The organism is Ktedonobacter racemifer DSM 44963, assembly GCF_000178855.1.
GTDB classification, from domain to species: domain Bacteria; phylum Chloroflexota; class Ktedonobacteria; order Ktedonobacterales; family Ktedonobacteraceae; genus Ktedonobacter; species Ktedonobacter racemifer.
On sequence record NZ_ADVG01000004.1, the window covers coordinates 1,825,604 to 1,848,625 of the forward strand.

The following is a 23,022-nucleotide window of genomic DNA, read 5'->3' on the forward strand; positions in this document are numbered from 1 at the left end:
GTATAATCATGTCCGCGACCATTACTACAGGCGAAGTCTTGCTGGAAGTGCAGCATGTCAGCAAAGTTTATGAAGAGAAGAAACCTCAGCGCGGTGTGCGTCTTCCTGTCGTCCTGGACGATGTAAGCCTGCAAATCCGCGCCGGGGAATTTATCGCCCTTTTGGGACCCTCTGGCTCAGGTAAGTCGACCCTCTTGCGCATCCTGGCTGGCCTGCTGAATCCAAGCTCAGGCGAGGTTCTGTTTAAGGGTGTGCCGCAGTATGGTCCTAATTCCCACCTGGCGATTGTGTTCCAGTCGTTTGCCCTCTTTCCCTGGTTTACGGTTCTGCAGAATGTGGAACTGGGCTTGCAGGCGCAGGAGGTACCACGCACGCAGCGCCTCAAGCGCGCCCTCTCTGCCATTGATCTGATTGGCCTGGATGGCTTTGAGGATGCCTACCCCAAAGAACTCTCGGGCGGTATGCGCCAGCGCGTTGGCTTTGCCCGCGCCCTGGTGGTGGAACCAGAGCTGCTCTTTATGGATGAACCCTTTAGCGCGTTGGATGTGCTCACCGCCGCCAATCTTCGTAAAGAGCTAATGAACCTCTGGCAAGCACGGAAGATGCCAACGAAGGCCATTGTGATGGTAACGCACAATATTGAGGATGCGGTGAGCATGGCCGACCGCATCCTGGTGCTAGGGGCAGACCCCGGGCATATTCGTGCCGAATTGCAGGGGTTGCCCATCACGCAACGTGAGAGCAAAGAGGAGGCTTACACGCAGATGGTTGATTTGATTTATCGCATCATGACCAGCCCGCATACCTCCGTGGAGTCTCTCCTGCCTCCTGAGCAACAGAAGACGCAGACCGGCGTTCTGCAACCGCCTAAGCCGCCTCGCCCATATCAGACACTGCCTCACGTCGATATTGGCGATATCACCGGTTTGATCGAGCTTGTCAACGCCAGCGGTGGACGCGAGGACCTCTATCAGCTGGGGCGTGACCTGCACCTGGAGGTCGATGACTTGCTCCCCATGGTTGAGGCCACTGACCTGCTAGACCTAGCTGATACTCGTGAAGGCGATCTGATTCTCACATCCACGGGCCAACGTTTTGCCGAGGCTGGTGTGCTGGAGGAGAAGCAGATCTTTCGTGAGCAGGCCCTGGCGCGTGTTACCATGCTGCGACACATCGTGCGAGACCTGCAAAAAGATCCCGATCATACCGTCTCGGAAGAGGTATATATGGACCAGCTTCGCGAACGCTTCAGCGACGATGAGGCCTGGTCCCAGCTCGAAACGATTATTAACTGGGGGCGCTACGCCGAGTTGTTCTCCTATGTTGAAGATCGCGGCGTATTCCGCCTGGAGGATCCTGAAACTAGTGAGAATACCAGAAGTTAAAGACTAGAGATAAGCCTGGAAACGAGCGAGGGGAGGCTAGCCAAACTGGCTAGCCTTGCATGGTCCAGGCCAGGTCTGGTTGCGTAATGTCACCTTTGAGGTGCTTGAGCCCTAGAGCATCTTGCGCATTCTGCGCCCGACCTCCTCGATGGGGTGTTCGGCGTCCTTGCGCCTCATGGCCGAGAGGCTGGGAAGTCCGGCCTGGTTCTCCAGAATCCAGTCGCGGGCAAAGGCGCCTGTCTGGATGTCTTTGAGGGTGCCGCGCATCTGTTCACGGGTATGCTGGTCGATGATGCGCGGTCCGGTGACGTAGTCGCCATACTCGGCGGTATCGCTGATGGCCTTGTGCATCTGGTTGATGCCGCCCTGGTAGAGCAGGTCGGCGATAAGCTTGACCTCTTGCAGGCAACAGGTGTAGGCGATCTCCGGCTGATAGCCAGCCTCGATGAGGGTCTCGAAGGCGGTGCGGATGAGCGAGGTGAGGCCGCCGCAGAGAACGACCTGCTCTGCGAAGAGGTCGGTCTCGGTCTCCTCACCAATGCTCGTCTGGATGACACCGACGCGAGTGCAGCCCAGACCATGCGCGTAGGCCAGCGTGAGCGCCTGGGCCTGCCCGGTCACGTCCTGCTGCACCGTCCAGAGCGCGGGGATACCCTTGCCCTCGCTATACATGCGGCGCAGCATGGGACCCGGCCCGTTGGGTGCGACCATGGCCACGTCGATATTGGTGGGCGGAATGATCTGCCCGTAGTGCAGGCTAAAGCCGTGCGCCACCATGAGCATCTTGCCATCGGCCAGGTGCGGCTGAATATCCTGCTCATAGACCGCGCGCTGGTGCTGATCGGGAACCAGCAGCATAATAATATCCGCCTCTCGTGCGGCATCGCCGGGCAGAACAGGCTGCCAGCCATCAGCGATAGCACGCGCGCGGCTCTTGCTTGCCTCGGGTAGGCCGACTACCACGTTATAGCCGCTGTCGCGCAGGTTGAGGGCATGGGCATGCCCCTAGCTTCCATAACCAATAATGGCGATCCGCTTCCCTTGTAGTACGGTAGGGTCGACATCGCCCTCGTACGATATATGTGCCATGATGTTTTGCTCTATCCTTTTTTACGTGACTTCTCGCGCCTGCGGCGCTCGCCTAGTTAAGGGGTATGGGACGTGCTGGCAGCCTTCGGCTCCAGCACGCCCCATACCCCTTAACCGTTTTTTTAATCTTCTATATTCTGTTCGCGTTCCTTCAGGAGGGCCTCCAGGACGCTTTTCTCCATGTGGTAGGTTTCTTTTTCAGCGGGGAAGCTGCCCTCGCGCACATCGGCGCTGTAGCGCTGGATGGCCTCTGTAGCGGTATCAGCCAGGTTAGCGTATTTGCGCACAAATTTGGCCACAGGCTGTTTGTGTAGCCCGAGCAAGTCGTGGAAGACCAGGACCTGGCCATCGCAGTGTGGACCCGCGCCAATGCCAATCGTGGGTACGGCCACCTCCTGAGTGACGATCTGGGCCAGGCTATCGGGAATGCCTTCGAGGACGATGGCGAAGACTCCCGCCTGTGCCAGGGCCTTGGCGTCCGCGATCAGGTCGCGCGCGGCCTGGATGCTCTTGCCCTGTACCTTGTAGCCGCCCATGGCGTGTACGGATTGGGGTGTCAGGCCAAGGTGGGCCATGACGGGTATCTCGGCGTCTAGAATGGCCCTGACCACGGGTAGGCGCTTACGTCCGCCCTCCAGCTTGACCGCTCCGGCCTTGCCCTCGCGTACCAGGCGGCCAGCGTTGCGTACGCTCTCTTCGACGGAGACGTGGTAGCTCAGCCATGGCATGTCGACTACGACCAACGCGTTTGGGTTGGTACGTGTGACGGCGGAGGCGTGGTGCAGCATGATGTCGACGGTGACGGCCAGGGTATCCTCATAGCCCAGGACGACCATGCCCAGGGAGTCGCCAACGAGTAGCATATCGACCGCCGCGCTATCCGCGATCTGGGCTGAGGTCGCGTCATAGGCGGTCACCATGGTGAGTTTCTGGCCATTCTTGCGAGCGAGAATGGCAGGTGCGGTTATTTTTTCACTCAAGATTGTTCTCTCTTTTTATCTTTTCATGATTTCTCGCCACTACGTGGCTCACCGTGGTTAGAGGATAGTGGTGTGGCAATACCTTCGGCATTGCCACACCACTATCCTCTAACCACGAGAAGCGCCGCAGGGGCTGGGATTATCCAATCCCTCACCAGTAGCCGCGTACGCAAGTAGTGTGTGGCCACCAGTAGCCGCGTACGCAAGTAGCGTGCTAGCTCAAGATGCCTGTGTCCCAGGTGCCATCGGCGTGTAGAGCGAAATTGTCGATCAGGCGCACTGATCCCAGGCGGACGGCGAGCAGGAGGAGCGCGGAGGCTTGCAGCCGTTCGAGTGGTAGGAAGGTCTCCGCGTCGCGTACCTCGGCGTAGTCCAGGTGTGCCTGGAGTTCTTGCGCCACAACCTCGGCCATGGCCTGCATCACAGCAGCGGGGTTGCTCGTGGGTTGAGCCTCAAAGGCCTGCCGACCGGCCTGTAAAGCCTGGTAAAGTATGGGGGACGCGGCGCGGGTGGCTGGATCGAGATAGCTGTTGCGGCTACTCATAGCCAGTCCATCGGCTTCACGTACGGTCGGGCGGATGCGCAGCGTGACGGGCAGATTGAGGTCGCGTACCATGCGTGTGATGACCGCGACCTGTTGCGCGTCCTTTTGACCGAAGTAGGCCCGCTGAGGTTGTATGAGTTGAAATAATTTGAGCACCACCGTGGCCACGCCGCGAAAGTGATTGGGGCGCGAGGCACCCTCGCCTTGTTCAACCAGGGAACCCTGTGGCTCGACATAGGTTGTGAAGCCTGGGGGATACATCTCGCTCGCAGTAGGCGTAAAGACCATGTCCACGCCTGCCGCCTCAAGCATATGCAGGTCTCGTTCCAGGTTACGGGGGTAGCGTTCCAGGTCCTCGTTGGGACCAAACTGCGTGGGATTGACAAAGATGCTAGCGACAACGGTCGCGTTCTCGGAGCGCGCCGTTTGAAAGAGGGAGAGATGTCCCTCGTGGAGGTAGCCCATCGTAGGCACGAGGCCAACCGGGCCGCTCCACTGCGAGCGCTCATATTCTATCTCATGAATAGTGCTGACTATTCGCATACGTCATTGATCCTGTCTGTGTTCTTACCATTTATAATAACCCATTTGGTGAAGAGTTGCGATAGGCAGATGAAGAGACTGGCCTGGTCGCCAACACTTTGAGGCTGGCCTTGGAGCAACGGCTTGACTTTGCCTGTCGGAGGCCAGGGGGGAACCTACCATGATTGGCATGTCTACAAGACCATCGCCACCGGCCCTTTGACGCCCCGGCTGGACGAGGTGCGCTCTCTCGGATGGTACTCTCGCGCCAACCTCAAAAAGCTTGCAGAACGCACGACCGCCTATAAACGCGGTGAGATCGCCTATCGAGACTGGGAACAACAGCCAGGGGTTGAACCTGTCCGGTGCGTCATCTTTGAGACCCTCGGGCTTCTCAAAGATAGATTAGGGAGGACGCGACATGACCCCCTATCCTCATCCTCCTTGGGCTGGTTCTCTTGCTCAGCATTCTGGCATCACATCCGCGAAGAGAACGCAGACGAGCACGCCAGGTCCAGGCCCACATATGGCAAGAAGCAGAAGCGCGTGGTGACATCACCATCCTTGATGATTGCAGCTCTGACCGTCCCATCATCACCATGAAGAGGCGACGTGATTAGTACAGTAACTTATGCTAGCCAGCCCTTGTAGCGCCTGCTATGAGGCTTTTCTCTTAAAGGTCAAGTAGAAAATGACAGAAGAACAATTAACCAGTGATCTCAACAATGCTCTTCTCGTTCATGAATGCCCTGAGTTTCGTCGTTGTGTCGAATTTCGAGAGTGGCGTGTGGACCATGATCTGTAAATCAGGGCGTTCCGGCATGACGAGGGTCGTCCCTTGGAAGGCGAGGGAGCCGATCAGAGGATGATTGATTTCGTTCTGATCGTGACATGTGAAGAGAATGTTGTGCTCAGGCCACCAAGTGCGAAATTCGGGACTTGCCTGGTACAAATCCGTAATCAGCTCCCCAAACCAAGTCTCGTTGGCATAACGGTCACTCCTCGCACGCAAGAGCGCGATGCTTCGCCGTGCAGCCTGTTCCCAATGCACAAGACGTTCTCGTTGCGAGGGGTCCATAAAGGTGGACCAGACGGCGTTGCGCTCTCGCTCGGAGCAAATGAAGAAATCACCAAAAACGCGATTGCCACTGTCATTCCACGCGACCACATTCAAATATCGATCGACGAGAAGTGCTGGGTAGATGCCCCATCCATCGAGAATGGCTTGATAGGCTGCGAGATGCTCGCGGCTCGGAAACATGGTCATTGGCCCACCTCAGCTCAGAAGCCCGTCCCATTCTACGGGATTTACAGTATCACTGCCTAGTTTCTTGGAATTTGTATTCTACAATTCCAAGAAACTAGGCAGTGATACTGTAAATCCTAACATTAAGCTGGCGAAATCTGTACAATTATCCTGATGGATTTCACCAGCTTCTCTGCACAAGAATACATGTCTTCACCAGAAAAATTGTTGGGAAATGACCAGTTTAATGTTGGGGTTTACAAGCCCATCACTTCGATCCTTCAAAGCTCATCAAAAGTTTCTCTCTTGGTTTAAATACCTAGATGTGTGAAACTGTGATACGAGCCCTTAATAGCACCTGCTATGAGGGCTTTTGTTGTGAGGTAAAACCGTATCACCCACTTCTGATAAATGCCTCTCAGGTCAGCACCAACCAACACGGGTTGTTGTCTCGGTGAGTAGCTGCAAGGACAGTATCGCCATGTTGCTTGAGGTGCTGAAAACAGTTCCTCGTGAACTGGTGATAGCTTACCATCAAATTGTGTTGGAAGACTGACCTGGAACGGTGGAGTATTGTGAAACGGTTTGTCGTCGGCTACATGTTCCACTTTACTGCACACAGGCAAGCTACAGCGGCTATGAATGTCATCGCTATCTGGTCTCGTGTTCCAGGCTTTCAATCCCCTGGTGCCGGGCGTGCGGCTCGCGCTAAGCAACAAACCTGATAACAACGACATTGAGATTACTAGGCTTGTAACAATGAGGATCACGCTCTTTTTTTTGAAAGAAGAAACCATCACACGCTCCTACATTTCTGGCGCTAGACAACAATCTTTCCTTTTCTTTTTCAAGAAACACGTACGCACCGATTTAGCTAATCTCTCTCACTGTGATCAACGTAACTTCCTCAAAAACTGATCCATTTTCATCTGCAAATGTAGTGAGGACATACGCCACGTTCCCAGTTACGCACCAAAAATGAGACTGGGAAAAACGTTCCTGTTTTCCTTTTTCAGTTTAGATGCGTAGACGATCGACCGATGTGACCCCCTGCTACTTTGACGAACGCGACAAGCTTTTCCCTTACCGTCTTGTCAGCCCTTATAGCACCCGCTGTTTGTAAATGATATCGTTTAAAGTTTTTACGGGCTTCTTGTAACGTTATCCCATTGGGGCCTACGCTATCAGGATAATCAACTTGCGTGTGTGTTTGTTCCCAATAGCAAACCGGGCAAATCTCATAGGAACCCCAAGGGTCTTCTTCTAACGTAAGAAACCCACAACAGTAGCAAGCAAATTTCTTTTTGTTCGTCATGTAACTGTCTCCTGTTTCTCGTTTCTTGACCCAGGACCGAGATACGTGCAAAAATAGGACATAGGGGAAACGGGTATTAAATGAAATAGATTTGTTTCATGTATTTGTCGAAAAGTTTGCTGGATTGAATCAAAGATAAACAAGCGGCAGAGGTATGGCTGGCTCTCGAGTACGAACGGACCGCAATACCACACTAAGGCCCTTATGGTAAATGCCCTACGAAGTGGACGGATTTGGCCCGCAAATGTGGAACATTGCCCTCAATCTTGGACACTAGGACAAACTTTCCTGGACAAAACCGCTCCCCATCAGGCTTCTTTCACTGAAATTTTGTAAATTGGAGGAAAAAAGAGCGGAAAGCAAGGAGGTGTCTGATCAGCTCAAGCAAGGTGTCCATCTCCAATGGGGTCTGGCAAGGAAAAGTTCCTGGGACAGCCATATGGACCCGTATAACATGCGATATCTTTTCAACATCTAAGAGATGTTATTGCATTTCTTATCAAGGGCATCGACGACTCAAAACGCTTCGCTGGAAGCAAAAAGAGGCGTCTTTGAGAGTCTGAGTCGAAAGAAAACAAGCCAGATGGCAGGGTGTGTCCTTCGGTTTGGAGAATTTGGAAGCTGAGCTTCTCCCGTTGGAGAAGAGAAGCAACAACAACTTTTTACCTGTCCAGATAGTTTAACAGGTATGACAGGCCGATATTGCTGTCCCAGGAGCTTTTCCTTGCCGGACTCCACGTTCGTGTACCGTTTTTCAGTTTGTTACCAACTTGCGGATGGCTTAGCGTACAGTTTTCACAAAATGATGCGATGACCCCATCATTCACCAAAATTGAAACGTCATGCGTTGCAAACGCACCACTCCGCATGAGGTCTACACGACCTCAGAAGATACTGCTGGCAAACCCTCAAAAGCCAGGCGACAAAGCCAGGCACAAGATGTATCACCAATGGAATCGCAAGAAAGATCAATTTTCTTGCTCAAACGTTCTGATGCAGGCGCGCTGTGGAGCGTGATTTGCAGAGTGAAAAAGAAACGTTGTCTTGTCTCCTTAAGGAGGGGCTCACTCTGCTCGCAACCCATCCCTTGAGTGGGCTGCTCAGAGGGGTTCGCCAGCAGTATCTTCTGAGGCCATATAGAACCTCATCGGGAGTGGTGCTCTTACAGCACATGACGTTTCAAAATTGTGTAAGAGCCGCTTAATGTTTGGATTTACCAGGGCCAACGCCTTAGCCACGGAAAGAAACCTCGCCACGCATCTTTTACAAATCCGTGCAGTGAGACTGACAGATAGCCACTGAAAGAGGCATGAAGAGGCTTTGGCGTTTCGCCTACATGCCTTGCGACACTTCGGGCAGAGGAGGCTGAATATACTGGGTGTGTTTTCGCCGTCGTCTTCGAGGAGTATATTCTGGGAGCCGTTTGGCCAGGTGCCACATCGTCTCGTCCAGTTCCCAGAGTTGGCCTTGTGGTGAGCGGTAGGGTGTCTCGAACCGCTTCGCTTCCGGCACATCCTTGAAGTGCTTGTGATCGGGCTGATAGCGAACGGTATATTGGGCCAGCGGAGTCTCTTCGTACTCGACCGTGAGCGCATCCCCATGCAGCCAGATGACGGCAGGTTGGCGCGCGAGCGCCTCTTCTCCATAGAGCTTCCAACGACGGAATTGGACATAGCCCAACCGATTCAAGCGGCGGAGAAAGCGTGTCGCGTAAAAAATCCGGTGGAGTTGCTCTGGGGTGCGCAATTTGTTCGTGACCCATCCGAGTACCTCGGCAGGACTCAAACGGTTGTCGTCACGCTTGCGGTGCGCCCAATGAGGTTGCGCGTTGTAATCCGTCACAAATCGCTCATGGGTGACTTTCGCGCCTTCCCAACTCGTCACCTGCTCAAAATGCACCTGGCTCATGCGTCGCATCACGTTAAAATGAGTCTCCACGAGATTCTCCCAGCTCTGCCTGGAATGGATGTACTCCTTCTCGATCTCCAGCGCCTCGCAAATGGCCAAGAGCTGTTTGGCGCGAAACACCGAGCCATTGTCAGTGATGAGCTTTTGCGGCACCCCAAACCGCTCGACTGCGGCGTAGAGTACAATCAGCACACAGGCTAAATCCTGCCGTTGAAAGATGGCACTGGAGAGAATGGCTCGTGAGAACGCGTCCATGATGGTAATCACGTAAAACGAGCCTTTGATCTCAGAAATCCGATGTTTTTCAATGTAGCGAATATCGAGGCACCATCGCTCGTGCCGAGCTGTGGCATGGAAGGGATGGGGCTTGGGCTTGTGTGGCTCTTTCGGAGGCGGCTGGATGCTGTAGAGTTGCCGATTCTCCGCCATGATGCGCCCGCAAGTGCGCGGCGGCACGTGGATTCCAAGCTGTTTCAGGGCGGCATACATTCTCCACTCGCCGAGCAGCGGGTTCTCTTCTTGCTTCTTGCGGATCAGATTGCGCGTGGGCAGATCGACTCCTGGCTGCTGGTGTTGGCATGTGATTTGTCTGGGAGTCCTCGGACACCCTCCTCGACCCAGCGTGAGAGCGTCGCGTAGATCGTCGGGCGGGACACGTCGAGATAGCGGGCAATGGTCGAGATACTCCAGCCCTGGGCATGCAAGCGGATCACGGCGAGACGGCGCTCTTCGGGGTCAGCGATCTCGGCATAGCGAGGAAATTGCCGCGTGGTGCGAGAGGGTCGGGGGCCATCGAACAGCACCGCTTTCACGGTATGCTTACTGGGGCGTCGGCCATTGAACTGAATGGCGCAGATGTTGGCGATTTCGCCCAAGGTAAAATCGGGATACTCGGCTTTGAGATCCACAATCAATTGGCGCATCGGGATCGGCAGCGACCGGTGATGATCCTCACGCTAGGCTTTTGTTGGGCGAAAGAGGCTCATCATGCCATGCGTATCAAAGGCCGCCGCAGCACGACGCAGCGTGCTTTCTGCCAAGCCAGTTTCCTGCGCTCGTTCAACCGGAGGAATGCCGTAGAGTACGACCGGGCGAATCTGTTCATATAACCGCTGCTCCGGTGTTTGACACCATTGGATCAGCACATGGTAATTGTCGGTGCGTTCTCTGCGCTCTCGTTGTGCTTTTGGCATAGATGCGCTCCCGGACCAAGACAAAGAAGAGATAATCCAAGATCTCCTTTGTCGCACAAATATCTCCAGATATGCTATTGCAAAACATGAGACATTACAATGATCTTTCGCTCTCCTAGTACAATTTTCCCGAAAACCAGAGTGTTTGGGCTATCCACATCCTCTCTCCTTTCCTGATCAAGTACGCCTCCCAACAACAGGGTAATCGCATCCTCATTGATTTGATTGCCCTGTATGGTAAATGGCACGAAAACCGCAAAATTTTAGAGGTAAAATTGGCAAAATCAGCGCGAAAAGTCGAAATTGACCATCCAGAACCTGGAGAAGGCGCTTTGAAAGCGAATTGTTTCGCGTCGTTTTTGTTCATTTGAGAGAATGGCATGGAGTGCATTACCTTCAAAACTATCACCAGCCCATACATACCAGGGGGCTGATGGTGCAACAGGGCTTCCTGACCCGCATTGCCTCCACATTTTGTGCTGATTTCGCGCTGATTACCAGTAGGCCCAGGATACGTGTTAAAATCTATCATAAGGTTCTTGAGATTATAGTTGCCAAAACGAACCTATACTGTAAATTCTAATTTTAGCAGGAAACATAGGACAGTAGTATGAATTCAACACTACGTGGCTCTCTTTGGATTCTGGGGGTAATTGTAGGATTGGTTTTGTTAGTGATAGGAATTTCCAATAGCGTTCAATCTCGGCAGGTTACCTATAAAAAGGTGGAGCAGTTGGATGTCTACACTTCGATTCAGATCCATTCTGATACAGGGAACGGAGGAAAAGATACCGATTATCTCCGACTCTCTGATGGCTCCATCTACTACCTCGATTACAGCGATTTATCGTTCCCTCATGGTCCACCTTTCATATATGAAAATACCAGTATTTCACTGGTGTATGACATCAATACAAAGGAAGAGATCGGAGCTAGGACGAGCTATTTCGACTCAGACTCACTCGGTCCTCAAATAAGCATCGAAGGATATGGATACAAGATTGTTCAGATTACAGTCGATAACCCTAGTTTGCCAGGCGACCCAAGTGACCAGGGAACCACAAGCTATCCATCCGATGACTACCTACAACATCCACATGATTACTACAGGAATAACTGGTTAAGCCTTACCGGTGGAGGATTTTTGGCGGGAGGCATTATAGCTACGCTGAGTTGCGCTTTTCTATTGTACAGAGAAGTGCTCTTTGTATATCGCCCTAAGAGATATACAAAGAGTAACAGCGACTACGGTATTGCATCCTGGCGCTGGAAGCGTTAAAACCTGATCTCCATGGAGGCCCTAAATGAGGAAGGCCCAGGATACGTGTTGAAATCTATCATAAGGATTTCAACACGTATCCTGGGCCTTCCTCTTCAGGTATCAAGTGTTTATGGCTGAAACCAACTGTGTGATGACTCCATGTTTGCTAAATGAATGCGCGCCCTCCTTACTCAAGGGAAGACGCGCATACTGCATTGAGAACCAATGCAGGTTCCTACCCGATAAGGAAGTAGGTGATATAGGTACTATAGCATATTTGATAATTCAAGCAAAGTTATCAATATGGTAATAAGCGTGAAATCAGCACACATTTAGAGGTGAAATTGGCAAAATCAGCGCGAAATCAGCACAAAATGTGGAGGCAATGCGGGTCAGGAAGCCCTGTTGCACCATCAGCGCCCTGGCACGAACATCTCCAGTATTTGGCCCGTGGCTACGCAGCCATGGGCCTATTTGTCAGTCTCACTGCACGGATTTGTAAAGGATGCGTGGCGAGGTTTCCCACGAAAGGATAAAGATAAGCGCAAATACAAGCCAAATAAAGCCACCAATAGGATTGCCCTGTGTAAAGTAGCCGAAAAAGGCAATACCTACACAAGCAAGACCAATTACCCCGATAAAGCATCCTGCTTTGCGACGTTCACTAATATTCGCGTTACATTGTGGACATCGATCTGCATCATCGGCAAGAGGGTGCCCACAAGCCGGACACGGATATAATTGTTCCTGACTCAAATCATTACTCCCCTTTCATTAATGTATACAAAATTATCATTTCTATTGTACGAAAAATAGGGAGGTGCTGCAAATGTTAGAATTAAGCGGAACTCCCGCATTTTTCGTGATAAGCAGAACAATACTATGGATGAGCTGGTAAATGACCTACCAAGTGGGCAGGTTTTGACCTCAAAGGTTAGCACTTGCCCTCAATGTTGAGCAGCACAGCGGTTGACACGCTGAAAAAGCGCCAGAGAGGCGGATTGTTGCACACCGTTTTTGTAAATTCGGCCTATCTGCGAAATTGGAGTCCCAACATAAAAACCCCTCTAAATTCCGCTAAGGAAACGCCGATTGCTCCAGCTTACAAAAAACCTCTCCTGTTAGTGTCAGATACTCATCTCGCCTCTGGAGAAAATGACACTTTGATTGTGGTACGTTTTTTGATACTCTTCCAATCGCTGTGCTCACGCTTGCGGAGATAGCGCATTTCTCTGACAGAAAAACAGAACTATGAATGTCAGAAAACGGTCATTATCTAAAGGCGAAAAAAGCAATGTCTTCTCATCTCGGTACGTCTGCTGCCGAACCCATTGGGTCATGCTGAAGCGGGGTGTGACTCAAGTTTTTGCAAAAGGGATAGACAGGAACAAGGAAAGCAGGTAAGATCGTGGCATCACCAAGAGGAAGCAGGAAGATGGAGCCATGCAGTGCGAAGAATGGCTGAGCAAGAGCGAAAAGATCCTTACAGATGTCAAAGAATGGCGCAAAGCCCACCCCAAAGCAACGTTTGTGGAAATCGAAGATGAGGTGCATCGACGCATGATGCAGTTAGAAGCACAACTGCTCCAGGACGCAGCCCAGGAGAGCAGCAGCCGAGCATGGGGAAAGGACATGGGGGAAGAAGCCCCAAGATGCTCCAGGTGTCAGGTACCACTGCAAGCACGAGGCCAACATGCACGGACCGTACAAGGCAATGGGGGAGAGAGCGTGACCCTGCTGCGTACCTATGGAACGTGCCCCCACTGTGGGGAGAGCTTTTTTCCCCCTCGATGAGGAATTGGCCTTACTTCCTGGTACCTTGGCCCCTCGTCAACAAAGCCATCTCGTCCAGTTAGGCAGTTGGATGCCGTTTCGGCACGCGAGTCGCATGCTCCGAGAGCTTCTCGCAGTACATGTCAGTCCCGAAACGGCTCGACGGCTCTGCGAAGACGTTGGTCACCAGGTTGAGGAACAACAAACCGCCGAAGCACACCAGCCGTGGAAAGAAGAAGACGATGGGCGAGAGAAAGCCTTTTGCAAAAACTTGAGTCACACCCGCTGAAGCGGGGCTTCTTGACAGCTCGCAAGACCGGCTGGTATGCTGCCAAAGCAGCCCGTGTTTATGAGAAGGGGTCTCATCTCTCACATTGGCACTTCTCCAAGCCCTCTGAGGGGAAGAAGCTGGGAACCTGGCGATGAAACGAAAAGCAGAGATAGGAAGGCTGGGAATCGATCAGCATGATTGCAGAGATTGATGAAATCGTCAAGACGGTGGTTGGAGAGCAAGACCCAGGGATGGCGGTGGCAGTCATCAAGAACGGGCAGCTCGCTCATGGGAAAGGATATGGGCTCGCCAACCTGGAGTGGAATATTGCCGCCCAGCCTGACACCGTTTTTGGCCTCGCATCACTGACCAAGCAATTCACCGCCACAGCGATCCTCTTGCTTGAGCAGCAAGGCCTCCTGCGGCTGAATGATCCGTTGACACACTTTCTTCCCAACTATCCCACGCATGGGCGCACGATCACTGTCGCTCACCTGCTTACCCATACCTCTGGCATTGTGCCCTACAACGAAGTGGATAACTTTTTCGATCTCTATATGAGAAAGCGGTTTTCTCATGAAGAGGTGCTCGCCCTCTTTCAGGATTTGCCGCTGGAATTTGAGCCAGGGACGCGCTACAAATACAACAATTCTGGCTACTATCTGCTGGGCATGATCATTGAAATCCTCTCAAGCAAAAGGTACGAGCAGTTTCTTCAAGAGCAGATCTTCACGCCTGTGGGAATGAAGGACACTTACTACATGTGGAATGAGGCGCTTATTCCCCGGCGTGCCGGGGGATACGTCAAAACGGAGCAGGGCTACCGCATTGTCCCCTATCTGGATATGACGATCCCCTTCGCTGGGGGAGCACTTGGCTCGACCCTCACCGACCTGGTCCGCTGGGATGCGGCTTTGGAGCAGGGCCAGGTGCTCAGCAAGCAGATGCTCAAGCGTATGTATACCCCCGCCCAACTGGCAGATGGCACCACCACCGAGTATGGTTTTGGTTGGGGAGTGGGGGACTATCGCGGTCATCGTGTCGTCTACCATCAGGGAGAGATCAACGGCTTCATCACCTTTTTGGCTCGTTTCCTCGATGATGCCGTCACGGTAGTCCTGCTTTCCAATGCCAACGGAAGAGATATCGACCCCCTCTTCCGGCGCATCGTCCGAGAGGTCCTCACTATTGCTCCTTTGAACCAGGAAGGCTTCCCTCTTGATCCAGATGCTCGAAAGAGGATGACTGGGACCTATACACTGGGGAAGCTGTTCAAATGTGTCGTGGAGCAAACAGAGCACCAGATGATCCTGCACCCGTTCAATGTAGAACTGCTGCCAATTGAGGAGATGGTGTGTTGCTTTGCCCATGATCATGAGATCGAGGTGCGCTTCTCTGATCCACAAGATCATGCCTTTGGCACGCTCACGCTTCACTTCCCCTTCTCCCCATTGACCCTGATGCGCCAGAAAGACGACCCTGCGTGAGCAGGGTTTCTCTATTGCGGGGTGATGTTGACCGAGGGTGAGAAAGGCAAGAAACCAACGTTTTTGCGACTCGGCCCTTCCACCCGTAACGGAAAAATGAAGAACCTCTTTACCGCTTCCTCGCTCTTACCAGAAGCTATCGGGGAATTTCTGTCGGGACCCCAAATTGTCCCGCTGCTACGCTCCCCATCAGACCGATCCGTTGACCTCTTTGGGCTATTTTGGCCCTTGAGTATTAACGGACCGGAATATATTTATCGACTTATTTCTCGTAGGGATGAGAATGGGATTTCATATCAATGAAGGTCTAGCGAAGGAATACCTTATTGGTTTTATTGCAGGATTGGGACTTCCACTAGTGGTATCACTGAGCTTTGCAATAACAGTCGGGTTAGCGGGTGGGTGGTCAAGCAGCTTATTAGAGAAAAATCAGCGTGTAAGGCCGAATCAAGGAATACGGCGCTCATTTTACCATAGTTTGATTTGGGCTATCGCTTGTGGCTCGATAGCAGTCGTGGATACGACTGTTATGACATGGTTGTGGGATAGGCTTATCCCTGGACTCGATAGTTCGCCCCAACTAATTATCAATCCCCTATTCATTGGATTGGTTTTTGGAATATGTGCTGCTTTGGCTTCTGGACTGAAGTATGGTGGACTCGCATGTATACAACATTACATCCTACGTGTGTTCCTCCAGTTTGAAGGAAAGATGCCTTTAAATGCTACCAGCTTTCTTGACCACGCAGCAGAGCGTATCTTGCTTGACAAAGTGGGAGGAGGATATAAATTCATCCATAACCTTCTCCAAGATTATTTCTCTGGACACTCTACAACGCCACTTTCTGAAGAATTTACATACCCAGTAGGGAATGAAACACAATTAGCTCGAGAAATCATGGCATCGCCGAGACAAGAAAGACAAATAGGACCACATCAGAGGTTTTCAAAGAAACGAAAGAAACGTCGTCAATCGCGATCTCGGTAAAATCCGATAAAACCTTAATATTTTGAGCCAAGAAGGAAAACGAGCCTTATCATAAATTCATGGCATGAAAAAGCTAATGGCCTACTTTTTTCGTTAGAATCTCACCGATGGGCCTAATAAACCCTCAAGTTTTTTTGTATTGAACATCTGAACCGTCTCCAGCAATATTGCTATCTTGCCCCTGGTAGCACGAACGTTGGAAATGGGCCATCAAGGCGGCGATTTGGTGCCAAGCGTTCAAAGGCAATACCAGCGTGAGTTGCCCCATTGGTCAGGTCGTGGCCATCCGTCGCAGGAAAGGGCAGCTTTTGGCGCTGGTGCGAGGCTGGGGACGGTGGTTTCCTGTAGAAGAGGTGCTCATTGTCGCTGGTGCTCCAGCTCGCGGGCAATGACAGCATATCTACAAGGGAAGTGAAGAACTGGCATTATGATCGAGGAACGCAGTGAAGTTGTCCTCCGCCAAACTGGCATTCACAAGAGCCAGCTCGCGTCCATTCAGACGAGTAGCGTCAAGTGATCCGAGCCAAACGACTTTCGCGCCCAAGAGCCATAAGAGCACCAGCCGGCAGTCTTCCATCAATTGGGAGAAAGAATATCCCGTCACACCCGCTGTCTGCAGAAGTTCGTGGTATCGCCTCAAGAGCCTTTCTTCGGCAGCTCTGCGATCCGTGATTTCAAGCGAACCAAAAAGGAACAGACCGAGATCAATGACTCCTCGGCCATGCGCAACACTTTGCCAGTCGATGATGATCGCGCCTGGCTCCTCGGTCTGAGGAGGGAAAAGGAGATTGTCGAGATGGAGATCGCCGTGAATCAGGGTGGTTGGCGCGAGCTGTAGCCGTGACCGAACTGCTCCATAGCTCGTGGTAAGGGCGTCGAGCGCCTCCAAAACAGGACGAGAGATGCGCGATCCAAATTGCTGGAGAAAAGAAGGAAGGCATTGCCTGTAGCGGCTTTGCTCGGCCTGTGGGTCTCCTCCCCATAAAGGAAGCCAGGAATGGGTCTCCAACAATGGATGCATCCACCATCGTGCATGGAATTGTGCTAACCGGTCAACCACAAGAGCAGCCTCAGCTTCCGTACATCCATGCAGTGCGTCGCCAGCACGAGCAAGACGCAGGTCTTCGAGCACCAGGATAACATGATCAGTTGTATGATCGATTGCTCCATAGTAAAGCTGAGGGACAGGAAGATCTCCCACAGAAGCAATCTTCTGATAGAAGAGAACTTCTCGCGAGCAGCGCTCGAAGTAGCGACGTGCTGCCCTCACATCCTGAGATTGTGCGGTACGATACGCCGAGGGCATAGTGCGAGAAGCTGTTGGAAACTTGACCACCACAGGAGATGGCGCTCCCTTCTCGTGAAGAGTGTACTGCAAAAAAACACGAACAATGACTCCTGTGAAGCCTCGGTCTTGACCAATGACCTCTCGTTGAAGCCCGATTACTGCTTCAGAGATGAGAAGAGCGTTTGCCCGAAAGATGGCAGTAAACCATTCAGGAGTAAGCTCTTCTGGTCCATGAGGGAACGATACCTGATGCATTTCTCTTCTCCCGCAAATACAAATGGTAATCCATTGCTTCTTCGCCTGTTCTCAAGAATACCAAAGCTCGGCTGAAAAACACATCGCCCAAAAGACCGATGTGCATCAAACGCAAAAGGTGTATACTAGACTTGCGGAAATGAGAACTTACCGTTCGCTTAAATCTGGACGCAATAACACGATTCTGATAAGCTCAAGGCATGAAAGAAGCTTTGAGCATTGAAACGGAACGAATGGATGATATTCCGTTGCTGATCACCCACATGCAGCGCATGAAACTGAGCGAACTGCTGGACAAGCACATCCCCACGCACGGCCATCGCCAAGGACTGAGCGTGGGTGAGTTGAGCGTCGTCTGGTTGGCTCATATTCTTTCGCAAGCCGACCATCGGATGAATCAGGTGCAAGAGTGGGGGAGCCGGCGGTTGGAAACCTTGCGAGGATGCGCAATGGATGGCTTGAGTCCACAAGATCTGACAGATGATCGTCTGGCGGATGTGCTGCGTCTGCTTTCCCACGACGTTCACTGGCAGGCATTTGAGCAGGAACTGATGGGACATTTGCTTCGTGTGTACGATCTGCCCGCAATGTGTGTGCGGATCGATACGACGACCGCCAGCAGTTATGCCGAGGTGAACGAGCAGGGATTGTTGCAATTGGGCCATAGCAAAGATCATCGTCCCGATCTGCCCCAACTCAAACTGGTGCTGGCCGGTTTGGACCCGCTTGGGCTGCCGCTGGCCACAGAAGTGCTCTCGGGCGAGCACGCCGATGATCCCGTGTATCTGCCCATCATTGCCCGTGTGCGTGAGGGTCTCCACCAGCAGGGATTGCTCTATGTGGGAGATTGCAAGATGGCCGCGTTGCAGACCCGCGCGAGTCTGGCTGCGCAAGGGGATTTTTACCTGTGCCCTCTTTCGGCCCTGCAAGCACCTGCAGAGCAGATACATCAGGAAGTAGAAATCCAACGCCGAGCCGGCAGCCGACTGATCGAAGTCTGTCGCGTGGACGAAAAGGGAAGCAGCATCTGCATCGCTCAAGGCTATGAAACGACCCAGATCGTGACCGCCGAGAGAGACGGAGAGGAACTTCGCTGGCAAGAGCGTCGTCTGCTCGTTCAATCGATGGCTGCTACCCACGCCGCTCGAGCGAGCTTGCAAGAGCGCCTGCAGAAGGCACAACAGGCGCTGGCTGAACTGGCTGTCCGGCGACAAGGCAAACCTCGCCTGACAGGGCGCACGCAAGTCGAAGAAGCGATCAAAGCGGTTCTCAAGCAGTTTCGTGTCGAGGGGCTCTTGCAGGTGCAGATCCAGGAACACGTCCACCAGCGTCTGGTGCGCGCCTATCGGGGGCGCTTGTCGGCAGAGCGCCGCGACCTCACCTTCACGCTGACCAGTTCGCGAGAGGAGACGGCTCTTGCCAGGGCCATGAGTCAACTTGGCTGGCGGGTCTATGCCACCAACCATCCGATGGACCACTTGACGTTGGAGCAAGCCGTCGAAGCCTATCGCGATGAATATCTCGTGGAACGCAACTTCGCTCGCCTCAAAGGCCAGCCTCTGTCCCTGGCTCCGTTGTACGTGCAACGCGATGACCACCGCATCGGGCTGGTCCGTTTGCTCACCCTGGCCTTGCGCGTTCTGACTGTGCTGGAAGGCGTGGTACGTCAACGCCTGGGCGAGCAGAAAGAGGAACTGGCTGGCCTCTTTGCTGGCAACCCCAAACGTCGGACGGCTCAGCCCACGGCTGAACGCTTGCTGGAGGCTTTCCGCGAAGTGACCTTGACGGTCATTTCTGCTCCTGGTTTTGCACAGCGGCATGTCACGCCTCTTTCTCCTCTTCAACAGCAGATTTTGGCCCTCTTTGGCTTCTCTCCTGCTGTCTATCTTGGGTTAGCTGATGATTCGTAATATCGACCTCACATTTAAGCGAACGGTAAGGAGAACAGGCGAGTATACCGTGACAGCAAGTAAGTAGTGGCACGTCAGAGCATAATTGTCACCGGGACTATTGGGTATAACTTTCTACTTTTTGTTTGCAAGATTGGCCTGAACGTCTGCCATGTGCTCTGTAATGCGCTGTGCCGCGTCTGCTGGCGAGATGGTACTTACGTCAATCTTAACGGTATCAAGCTCATCATATAGTGGTATCCGAGCCGTGCTACGCTCTATGATGTCACGCTCGCGTTTTCCTGCTGATATGTCACGGTTCAGCCTTTCGGATAAAGCCTGTTTGTTGCTAACAAGCGAAAAACTATATGTTGTATAGTTATCGAGGTTGAGTTTGGCAATGAGATTGTCTAGTATCTTTTGCTCATGAAGCACCCAACAAAAAATAATGTTCTCAAACTCCGAACAAGCCAGGAAGCTATTGAGCAGATGAGTGATGTTACCCTCCACCATCGCTATTGTTTCGTCTGTCACCACAAATGGGTGCATATCCCAGCACCAGTCGCCATCAAGAAATACGTTCCGTGGAAGTATTTTCTGCAGTTCGCGGCAGGTGGCAGTTTTGCCAACGCCCATGGTGCCGCCTACGATGATAAGGTTTTTCATGAGATTTATTATCTCATAGACAATTATGCGTAGCTACTAGTGTTACTTGCCGTCATGGGATACTCGCCTGAGAACATTTTCAAATATGCTTTTTGTTTCTGCACGAGCTACCCAGTCGCGCCAAACTCAGGCAAGATGAGTTGCTCTGCCAAGACCACGACCTTGCCTGGCTTCGGACGCGCAACCGGCTCTGGCCTGCGTAGCGCCAACAGCCATTCTGTGTCCGAGATCTGCCAGAGGTCCATTTGAGGGCTATGGAAGTGCGTTTCCAAGCGCCGTGAATTCTTCACTGCGGTAATCTCCCCCGTCTTTTTCTCAACACCTGGTTCGTACAGAGCAAGCGCCGTGGCCTGATATTCCACCTTCAGATTGCCTTCGTAGACCCAAACCGAGACGTTCTCCCCGCTTAATCCGCGCTCGCCGTAAAACTTCCAGTGCTTAAATCTCACAAACCCATGCCGATCAATCTGGCGGGTAAACTGTGTGGCGTACAGCGCGCGCGAGAGGACCTCTTCAGGGACCGTTCGGCCCAGCACGCCACGGAGTACCGCCGCAGGGCTATGGCGCCCGTTCTGGCGTTCCCGGTGGGCAGAGTGATGCTCGATGTTGTAGTTGACCCACCAGGTCCGGTGCGCCTGCTGGATTTCCAACCAGGTACGCGCTTTCGCAAATGCGAAATCCGCTAATCTCATTTGTACCGCAAATAACGTTTCTGCATAATTTTGCCAGGGTTCTCCTGGGTCAATCCTCTCCTTACGAATGCCTAACATATCATACAGTTGAAGAGCTTGGGCACTGTAAAACTGACCGCCCCCGTCTGTGACCAGCGCTTCTGGAGTGCCGTAGCGGTGGATGGCCTCAGCTAAGACGGAAAGGTAGTCCCATTGGGTTTGTGTAGGAGTAATGGCTGAGGCCAGAACCATACGCGAAAAATTCTCAAAGACGGTGATAACATACACTGGTTTTGGATCAGGAAGCAAATGTTCCTCAATGTACCTGTGATTTGCCAAACGTTTTAGCCACCTCGGACACAATATGGTTCAAAAAAAGTTGGACATGATATGGGTCAATTTCATAAATGGTCCAGACTAAGAGCCTGCTTTGGAATGCGCGGAGGTCATTCTTCATGGCCAAAAGAGCAAGATGGGAGAAGTTTTTGGCTTTGGCAGATGGGAGAATGTTCTTAATATGCAATTGGGGAGCCGCAAGGCTCCCCTTCAATTAACAAGGAGATGCATCATGAAATTACTGCTCACTTCTGCTGGCATCAAAAATGACAGCATTCGTCACGCTCTGGTTGATCTGCTGGGCAAACCCATTGTCGAGGCCAACGCCCTCTGCATTCCCACTGCGGGGTACGGGCACCCCATGGGCAGTCCTGGTGGGGCATGGCGTTTCATCACTGGGCAGGCCTCTACACCCATGTGCGAGCTGGGTTGGAAGTCCTTGGGCGTGCTGGAACTCACTGCACTACCTAGCATCGGTGCAGACCGCTGGATTCCCTGGGTCCGCGAGGCAGACGTCCTGCTGGTGAACGGCGGCGATGCGCTGTATCTGTGCCACTGGATGCAGCGGTCCGGACTGGCGGATCTCTTGCCGGAGCTTCCCGAGACGGTCTGGGTGGGACTGAGCGCCGGGAGCATGGTGATGGCCCCGCGCATCGGGGAGGACTTCGTCGGGTGGAAGCCGCCCACTGGTGGCGATAGAACGCTGGGACTGGTTGATTTTGCCATATTTCCGCACCTGGATCACCCCTCTCTGCCGGAAAATACCATGGCCGACGCAGAAAGATGGGCCGCTGGGATGGATGTGCCAGCGTATGCGATTGACGATCAGACCGCCATACAAGTGGTTGATGACGTTGTCGAAGTAGTCTCCGAAGGCCATTGGAAACGGTTTGTGCCTTAATGGGGTGGTTGACAGAACTGGTTCGTTTTTGCATCCCGAACGAGCGAGGAGCGCACGAAACTTGATTAAGACATGGTTTGCACATACCGTTAGTAATGCTTGCGATAAAATTATTGCACAGAGCAAAGAGATTTGAGTACACTACAAGCATGGAGAGTTGTCGTTTCTCATCGGAAGTGCCCCTGGTGCTGGTAGAGCACTGAGAGGGGTTCTTGTGCCGAAACGTCGATATAAACGTAGAGAGCCTACGAATGATTGGCAACAGATCCATCCACTGCTCAAAGATACCGCACAGATCAATTACGAGATAATTAGGCCCGTCGTGCTTTGGGGTCAAACCCCTAAAGAGCGAGGAGCGCAAATAGGAGAATATATACAAAGGCGGTTTATCACTCGAATACACCGCCTTTCCACCAAAATTGTTAATTGATGGAAATTAAAGTTTTTTACCAAAACACCATGAATGATTGTCATAACCATTACGCTTATAAAAAGCATGTGCATTTGTACGTTTTACCCCACAACATAAGTAAATATTTACTATGCCTTTATCCTGTGCGTATTTCTCGATAAACTGAATCAACTTTGTTCCAACGCCTTTATTGTTTTTATCGATTTTAACTGCAATACCAGTAATTTGCATCTGTTGTTCCTCAAAGCCTACTGCATAAGTTTGTACGGAAGCAACAAATCCAACAACATCGTTATCAATTACAGCTACAAATGTTTTGTAATTATCATCGTTTTTTACTCTGTCATAATGCGGAGCGATGTTTTGAGCAGTCACCCATTTATTGCCAATCTCATCATTCCACAAAGACAAAACCGCAGGGTAGTCTTTTTTTTCAATTTCACGGATAAATACTTCCATAGCAATCTCAACTCCTTAAAATATTTATACTGCGCTTAAACTTTCCAAGTGGTGCTGTAAATTTACATGAATAATACCTCTTTCGTCAACTCTCCATTAAGGAACCTACAAACTTTCATTTTTATCGCAAGCATTACTAACGGTATGTGCAAACCATGTCTTGATCAAGTTTCGTGGCACATG

22 protein-coding genes and 1 pseudogene are annotated in these 23,022 nt (G+C 52.0%); 9 read left to right on the top strand and 14 right to left on the bottom strand.

Going from position 1 to position 23,022, the window contains the following annotated elements:
* Positions 1-8 precede the first annotated feature (8 nt).
* A complete protein-coding gene (locus KRAC_RS49605; protein WP_007920297.1) occupies positions 9-1,385 on the top strand; it encodes an ABC transporter ATP-binding protein in 1,377 nt (458 codons plus the stop codon).
* 111 nt (positions 1,386-1,496) lie between these two features.
* Here the strand turns inward: KRAC_RS49605 and ilvC are convergent.
* The 3 genes and pseudogenes from ilvC to panC form a co-directional block, all read right to left on the bottom strand.
* A pseudogene (ilvC, locus tag KRAC_RS49610) lies at positions 1,497-2,474 on the bottom strand (ketol-acid reductoisomerase).
* Between the two features lie 122 nt (positions 2,475-2,596).
* On the bottom strand, positions 2,597-3,454 hold the full coding sequence (gene panB / locus KRAC_RS49615; RefSeq protein WP_007920307.1) for a 3-methyl-2-oxobutanoate hydroxymethyltransferase: 858 nt from the start codon (positions 3,452-3,454) through the stop codon (positions 2,597-2,599).
* Between the two features lie 214 nt (positions 3,455-3,668).
* Complete coding sequence (gene panC / locus KRAC_RS49620) at positions 3,669-4,541, bottom strand: pantoate--beta-alanine ligase (protein WP_007920309.1); 873 nt, start codon at positions 4,539-4,541, stop codon at positions 3,669-3,671.
* Between the two features lie 123 nt (positions 4,542-4,664).
* On the opposite strand from panC, the gene KRAC_RS49625 reads away from it, so the two are divergent.
* On the top strand, positions 4,665-5,123 hold the full coding sequence (locus tag KRAC_RS49625) for a hypothetical protein (protein ID WP_007920311.1): 459 nt from the start codon (positions 4,665-4,667) through the stop codon (positions 5,121-5,123).
* A gap of 103 nt (positions 5,124-5,226) precedes the next feature.
* On the opposite strand, the gene KRAC_RS49630 is transcribed toward KRAC_RS49625, so the two are convergent.
* From KRAC_RS49630 to KRAC_RS49655, 5 genes are all read right to left on the bottom strand, one after another.
* Positions 5,227-5,787: an MmyB family transcriptional regulator gene (locus tag KRAC_RS49630; RefSeq protein WP_052569264.1), complete on the bottom strand. Its 561-nt coding sequence runs from the start codon at positions 5,785-5,787 to the stop codon at positions 5,227-5,229.
* Between the two features lie 991 nt (positions 5,788-6,778).
* The gene (locus KRAC_RS80395) at positions 6,779-7,081 is read right to left on the bottom strand and encodes a CPCC family cysteine-rich protein (RefSeq protein WP_007920320.1); all 303 of its coding nucleotides are present in this window, start codon (positions 7,079-7,081) and stop codon (positions 6,779-6,781) included.
* A 1,332-nt stretch (positions 7,082-8,413) separates the two neighbouring features.
* Complete coding sequence (locus tag KRAC_RS49645) at positions 8,414-9,478, bottom strand: DDE-type integrase/transposase/recombinase (RefSeq protein WP_040447427.1); 1,065 nt, start codon at positions 9,476-9,478, stop codon at positions 8,414-8,416.
* 44 nt (positions 9,479-9,522) lie between these two features.
* Positions 9,523-9,912, bottom strand: a complete 390-nt coding sequence (locus KRAC_RS49650) for a helix-turn-helix domain-containing protein (protein WP_040447429.1) — start codon at positions 9,910-9,912, stop codon at positions 9,523-9,525.
* Between the two features lie 33 nt (positions 9,913-9,945).
* Positions 9,946-10,182 carry a hypothetical protein gene (locus KRAC_RS49655; RefSeq protein ID WP_007920322.1) on the bottom strand — a complete coding sequence of 79 codons (237 nt, stop codon included), beginning with the start codon at positions 10,180-10,182 and terminating at the stop codon, positions 9,946-9,948.
* Between the two features lie 610 nt (positions 10,183-10,792).
* On the opposite strand from KRAC_RS49655, the gene KRAC_RS49665 reads away from it, so the two are divergent.
* Positions 10,793-11,461, top strand: a complete 669-nt coding sequence (locus tag KRAC_RS49665) for a hypothetical protein (RefSeq protein ID WP_007920334.1) — start codon at positions 10,793-10,795, stop codon at positions 11,459-11,461.
* Positions 11,462-11,926: 465 nt separating this feature from the next.
* On the opposite strand, the gene KRAC_RS72965 is transcribed toward KRAC_RS49665, so the two are convergent.
* Positions 11,927-12,199: a hypothetical protein gene (locus tag KRAC_RS72965; protein ID WP_157508030.1), complete on the bottom strand. Its 273-nt coding sequence runs from the start codon at positions 12,197-12,199 to the stop codon at positions 11,927-11,929.
* Positions 12,200-12,886: 687 nt separating this feature from the next.
* Here KRAC_RS72965 and KRAC_RS49675 point away from each other — a divergent pair.
* Positions 12,887-13,237 carry a hypothetical protein gene (locus KRAC_RS49675; protein WP_007920341.1) on the top strand — a complete coding sequence of 117 codons (351 nt, stop codon included), beginning with the start codon at positions 12,887-12,889 and terminating at the stop codon, positions 13,235-13,237.
* A 58-nt stretch (positions 13,238-13,295) separates the two neighbouring features.
* Here KRAC_RS49675 and KRAC_RS74160 read toward each other — a convergent pair whose 3' ends face one another.
* Complete coding sequence (locus KRAC_RS74160) at positions 13,296-13,496, bottom strand: hypothetical protein (protein ID WP_169461049.1); 201 nt, start codon at positions 13,494-13,496, stop codon at positions 13,296-13,298.
* Between the two features lie 185 nt (positions 13,497-13,681).
* On the opposite strand from KRAC_RS74160, the gene KRAC_RS49685 reads away from it, so the two are divergent.
* The 3 genes from KRAC_RS49685 (at position 13,682) to KRAC_RS72975 (ending at position 16,354) form a co-directional block, all read left to right on the top strand.
* Positions 13,682-14,974, top strand: coding sequence for a serine hydrolase domain-containing protein (locus tag KRAC_RS49685; RefSeq protein WP_007920345.1), 1,293 nt, complete (start codon positions 13,682-13,684; stop codon positions 14,972-14,974).
* A 283-nt stretch (positions 14,975-15,257) separates the two neighbouring features.
* Positions 15,258-15,962: a hypothetical protein gene (locus tag KRAC_RS72970; protein WP_157508034.1), complete on the top strand. Its 705-nt coding sequence runs from the start codon at positions 15,258-15,260 to the stop codon at positions 15,960-15,962.
* A gap of 254 nt (positions 15,963-16,216) precedes the next feature.
* On the top strand, positions 16,217-16,354 hold the full coding sequence (locus KRAC_RS72975) for a hypothetical protein (protein WP_157508036.1): 138 nt from the start codon (positions 16,217-16,219) through the stop codon (positions 16,352-16,354).
* Between the two features lie 8 nt (positions 16,355-16,362).
* Here KRAC_RS72975 and KRAC_RS49695 read toward each other — a convergent pair whose 3' ends face one another.
* Positions 16,363-17,505: a phosphotransferase gene (locus tag KRAC_RS49695; RefSeq protein ID WP_007920347.1), complete on the bottom strand. Its 1,143-nt coding sequence runs from the start codon at positions 17,503-17,505 to the stop codon at positions 16,363-16,365.
* A 200-nt stretch (positions 17,506-17,705) separates the two neighbouring features.
* Here KRAC_RS49695 and KRAC_RS49700 point away from each other — a divergent pair, with 200 nt between their 5' ends.
* Positions 17,706-19,415, top strand: a complete 1,710-nt coding sequence (locus KRAC_RS49700) for an IS1634 family transposase (protein WP_007904300.1) — start codon at positions 17,706-17,708, stop codon at positions 19,413-19,415.
* 114 nt (positions 19,416-19,529) lie between these two features.
* Here KRAC_RS49700 and KRAC_RS49705 read toward each other — a convergent pair whose 3' ends face one another.
* Positions 19,530-20,060, bottom strand: coding sequence for an AAA family ATPase (locus tag KRAC_RS49705; RefSeq protein WP_007920348.1), 531 nt, complete (start codon positions 20,058-20,060; stop codon positions 19,530-19,532).
* A gap of 107 nt (positions 20,061-20,167) precedes the next feature.
* Complete coding sequence (locus KRAC_RS49710; RefSeq protein WP_007920350.1) at positions 20,168-21,070, bottom strand: integrase catalytic domain-containing protein; 903 nt, start codon at positions 21,068-21,070, stop codon at positions 20,168-20,170.
* Between the two features lie 229 nt (positions 21,071-21,299).
* Between KRAC_RS49710 and KRAC_RS49720 the strand changes: the two genes are divergently transcribed.
* Entirely contained in the window at positions 21,300-21,968 is a 669-nt protein-coding gene (locus KRAC_RS49720; RefSeq protein WP_007920352.1) for a Type 1 glutamine amidotransferase-like domain-containing protein, read from the top strand.
* Positions 21,969-22,404: 436 nt separating this feature from the next.
* Here KRAC_RS49720 and KRAC_RS49725 read toward each other — a convergent pair whose 3' ends face one another.
* A complete protein-coding gene (locus KRAC_RS49725) occupies positions 22,405-22,839 on the bottom strand; it encodes a GNAT family N-acetyltransferase (RefSeq protein WP_007920354.1) in 435 nt (144 codons plus the stop codon).
* Positions 22,840-23,022 lie beyond the last annotated feature (183 nt).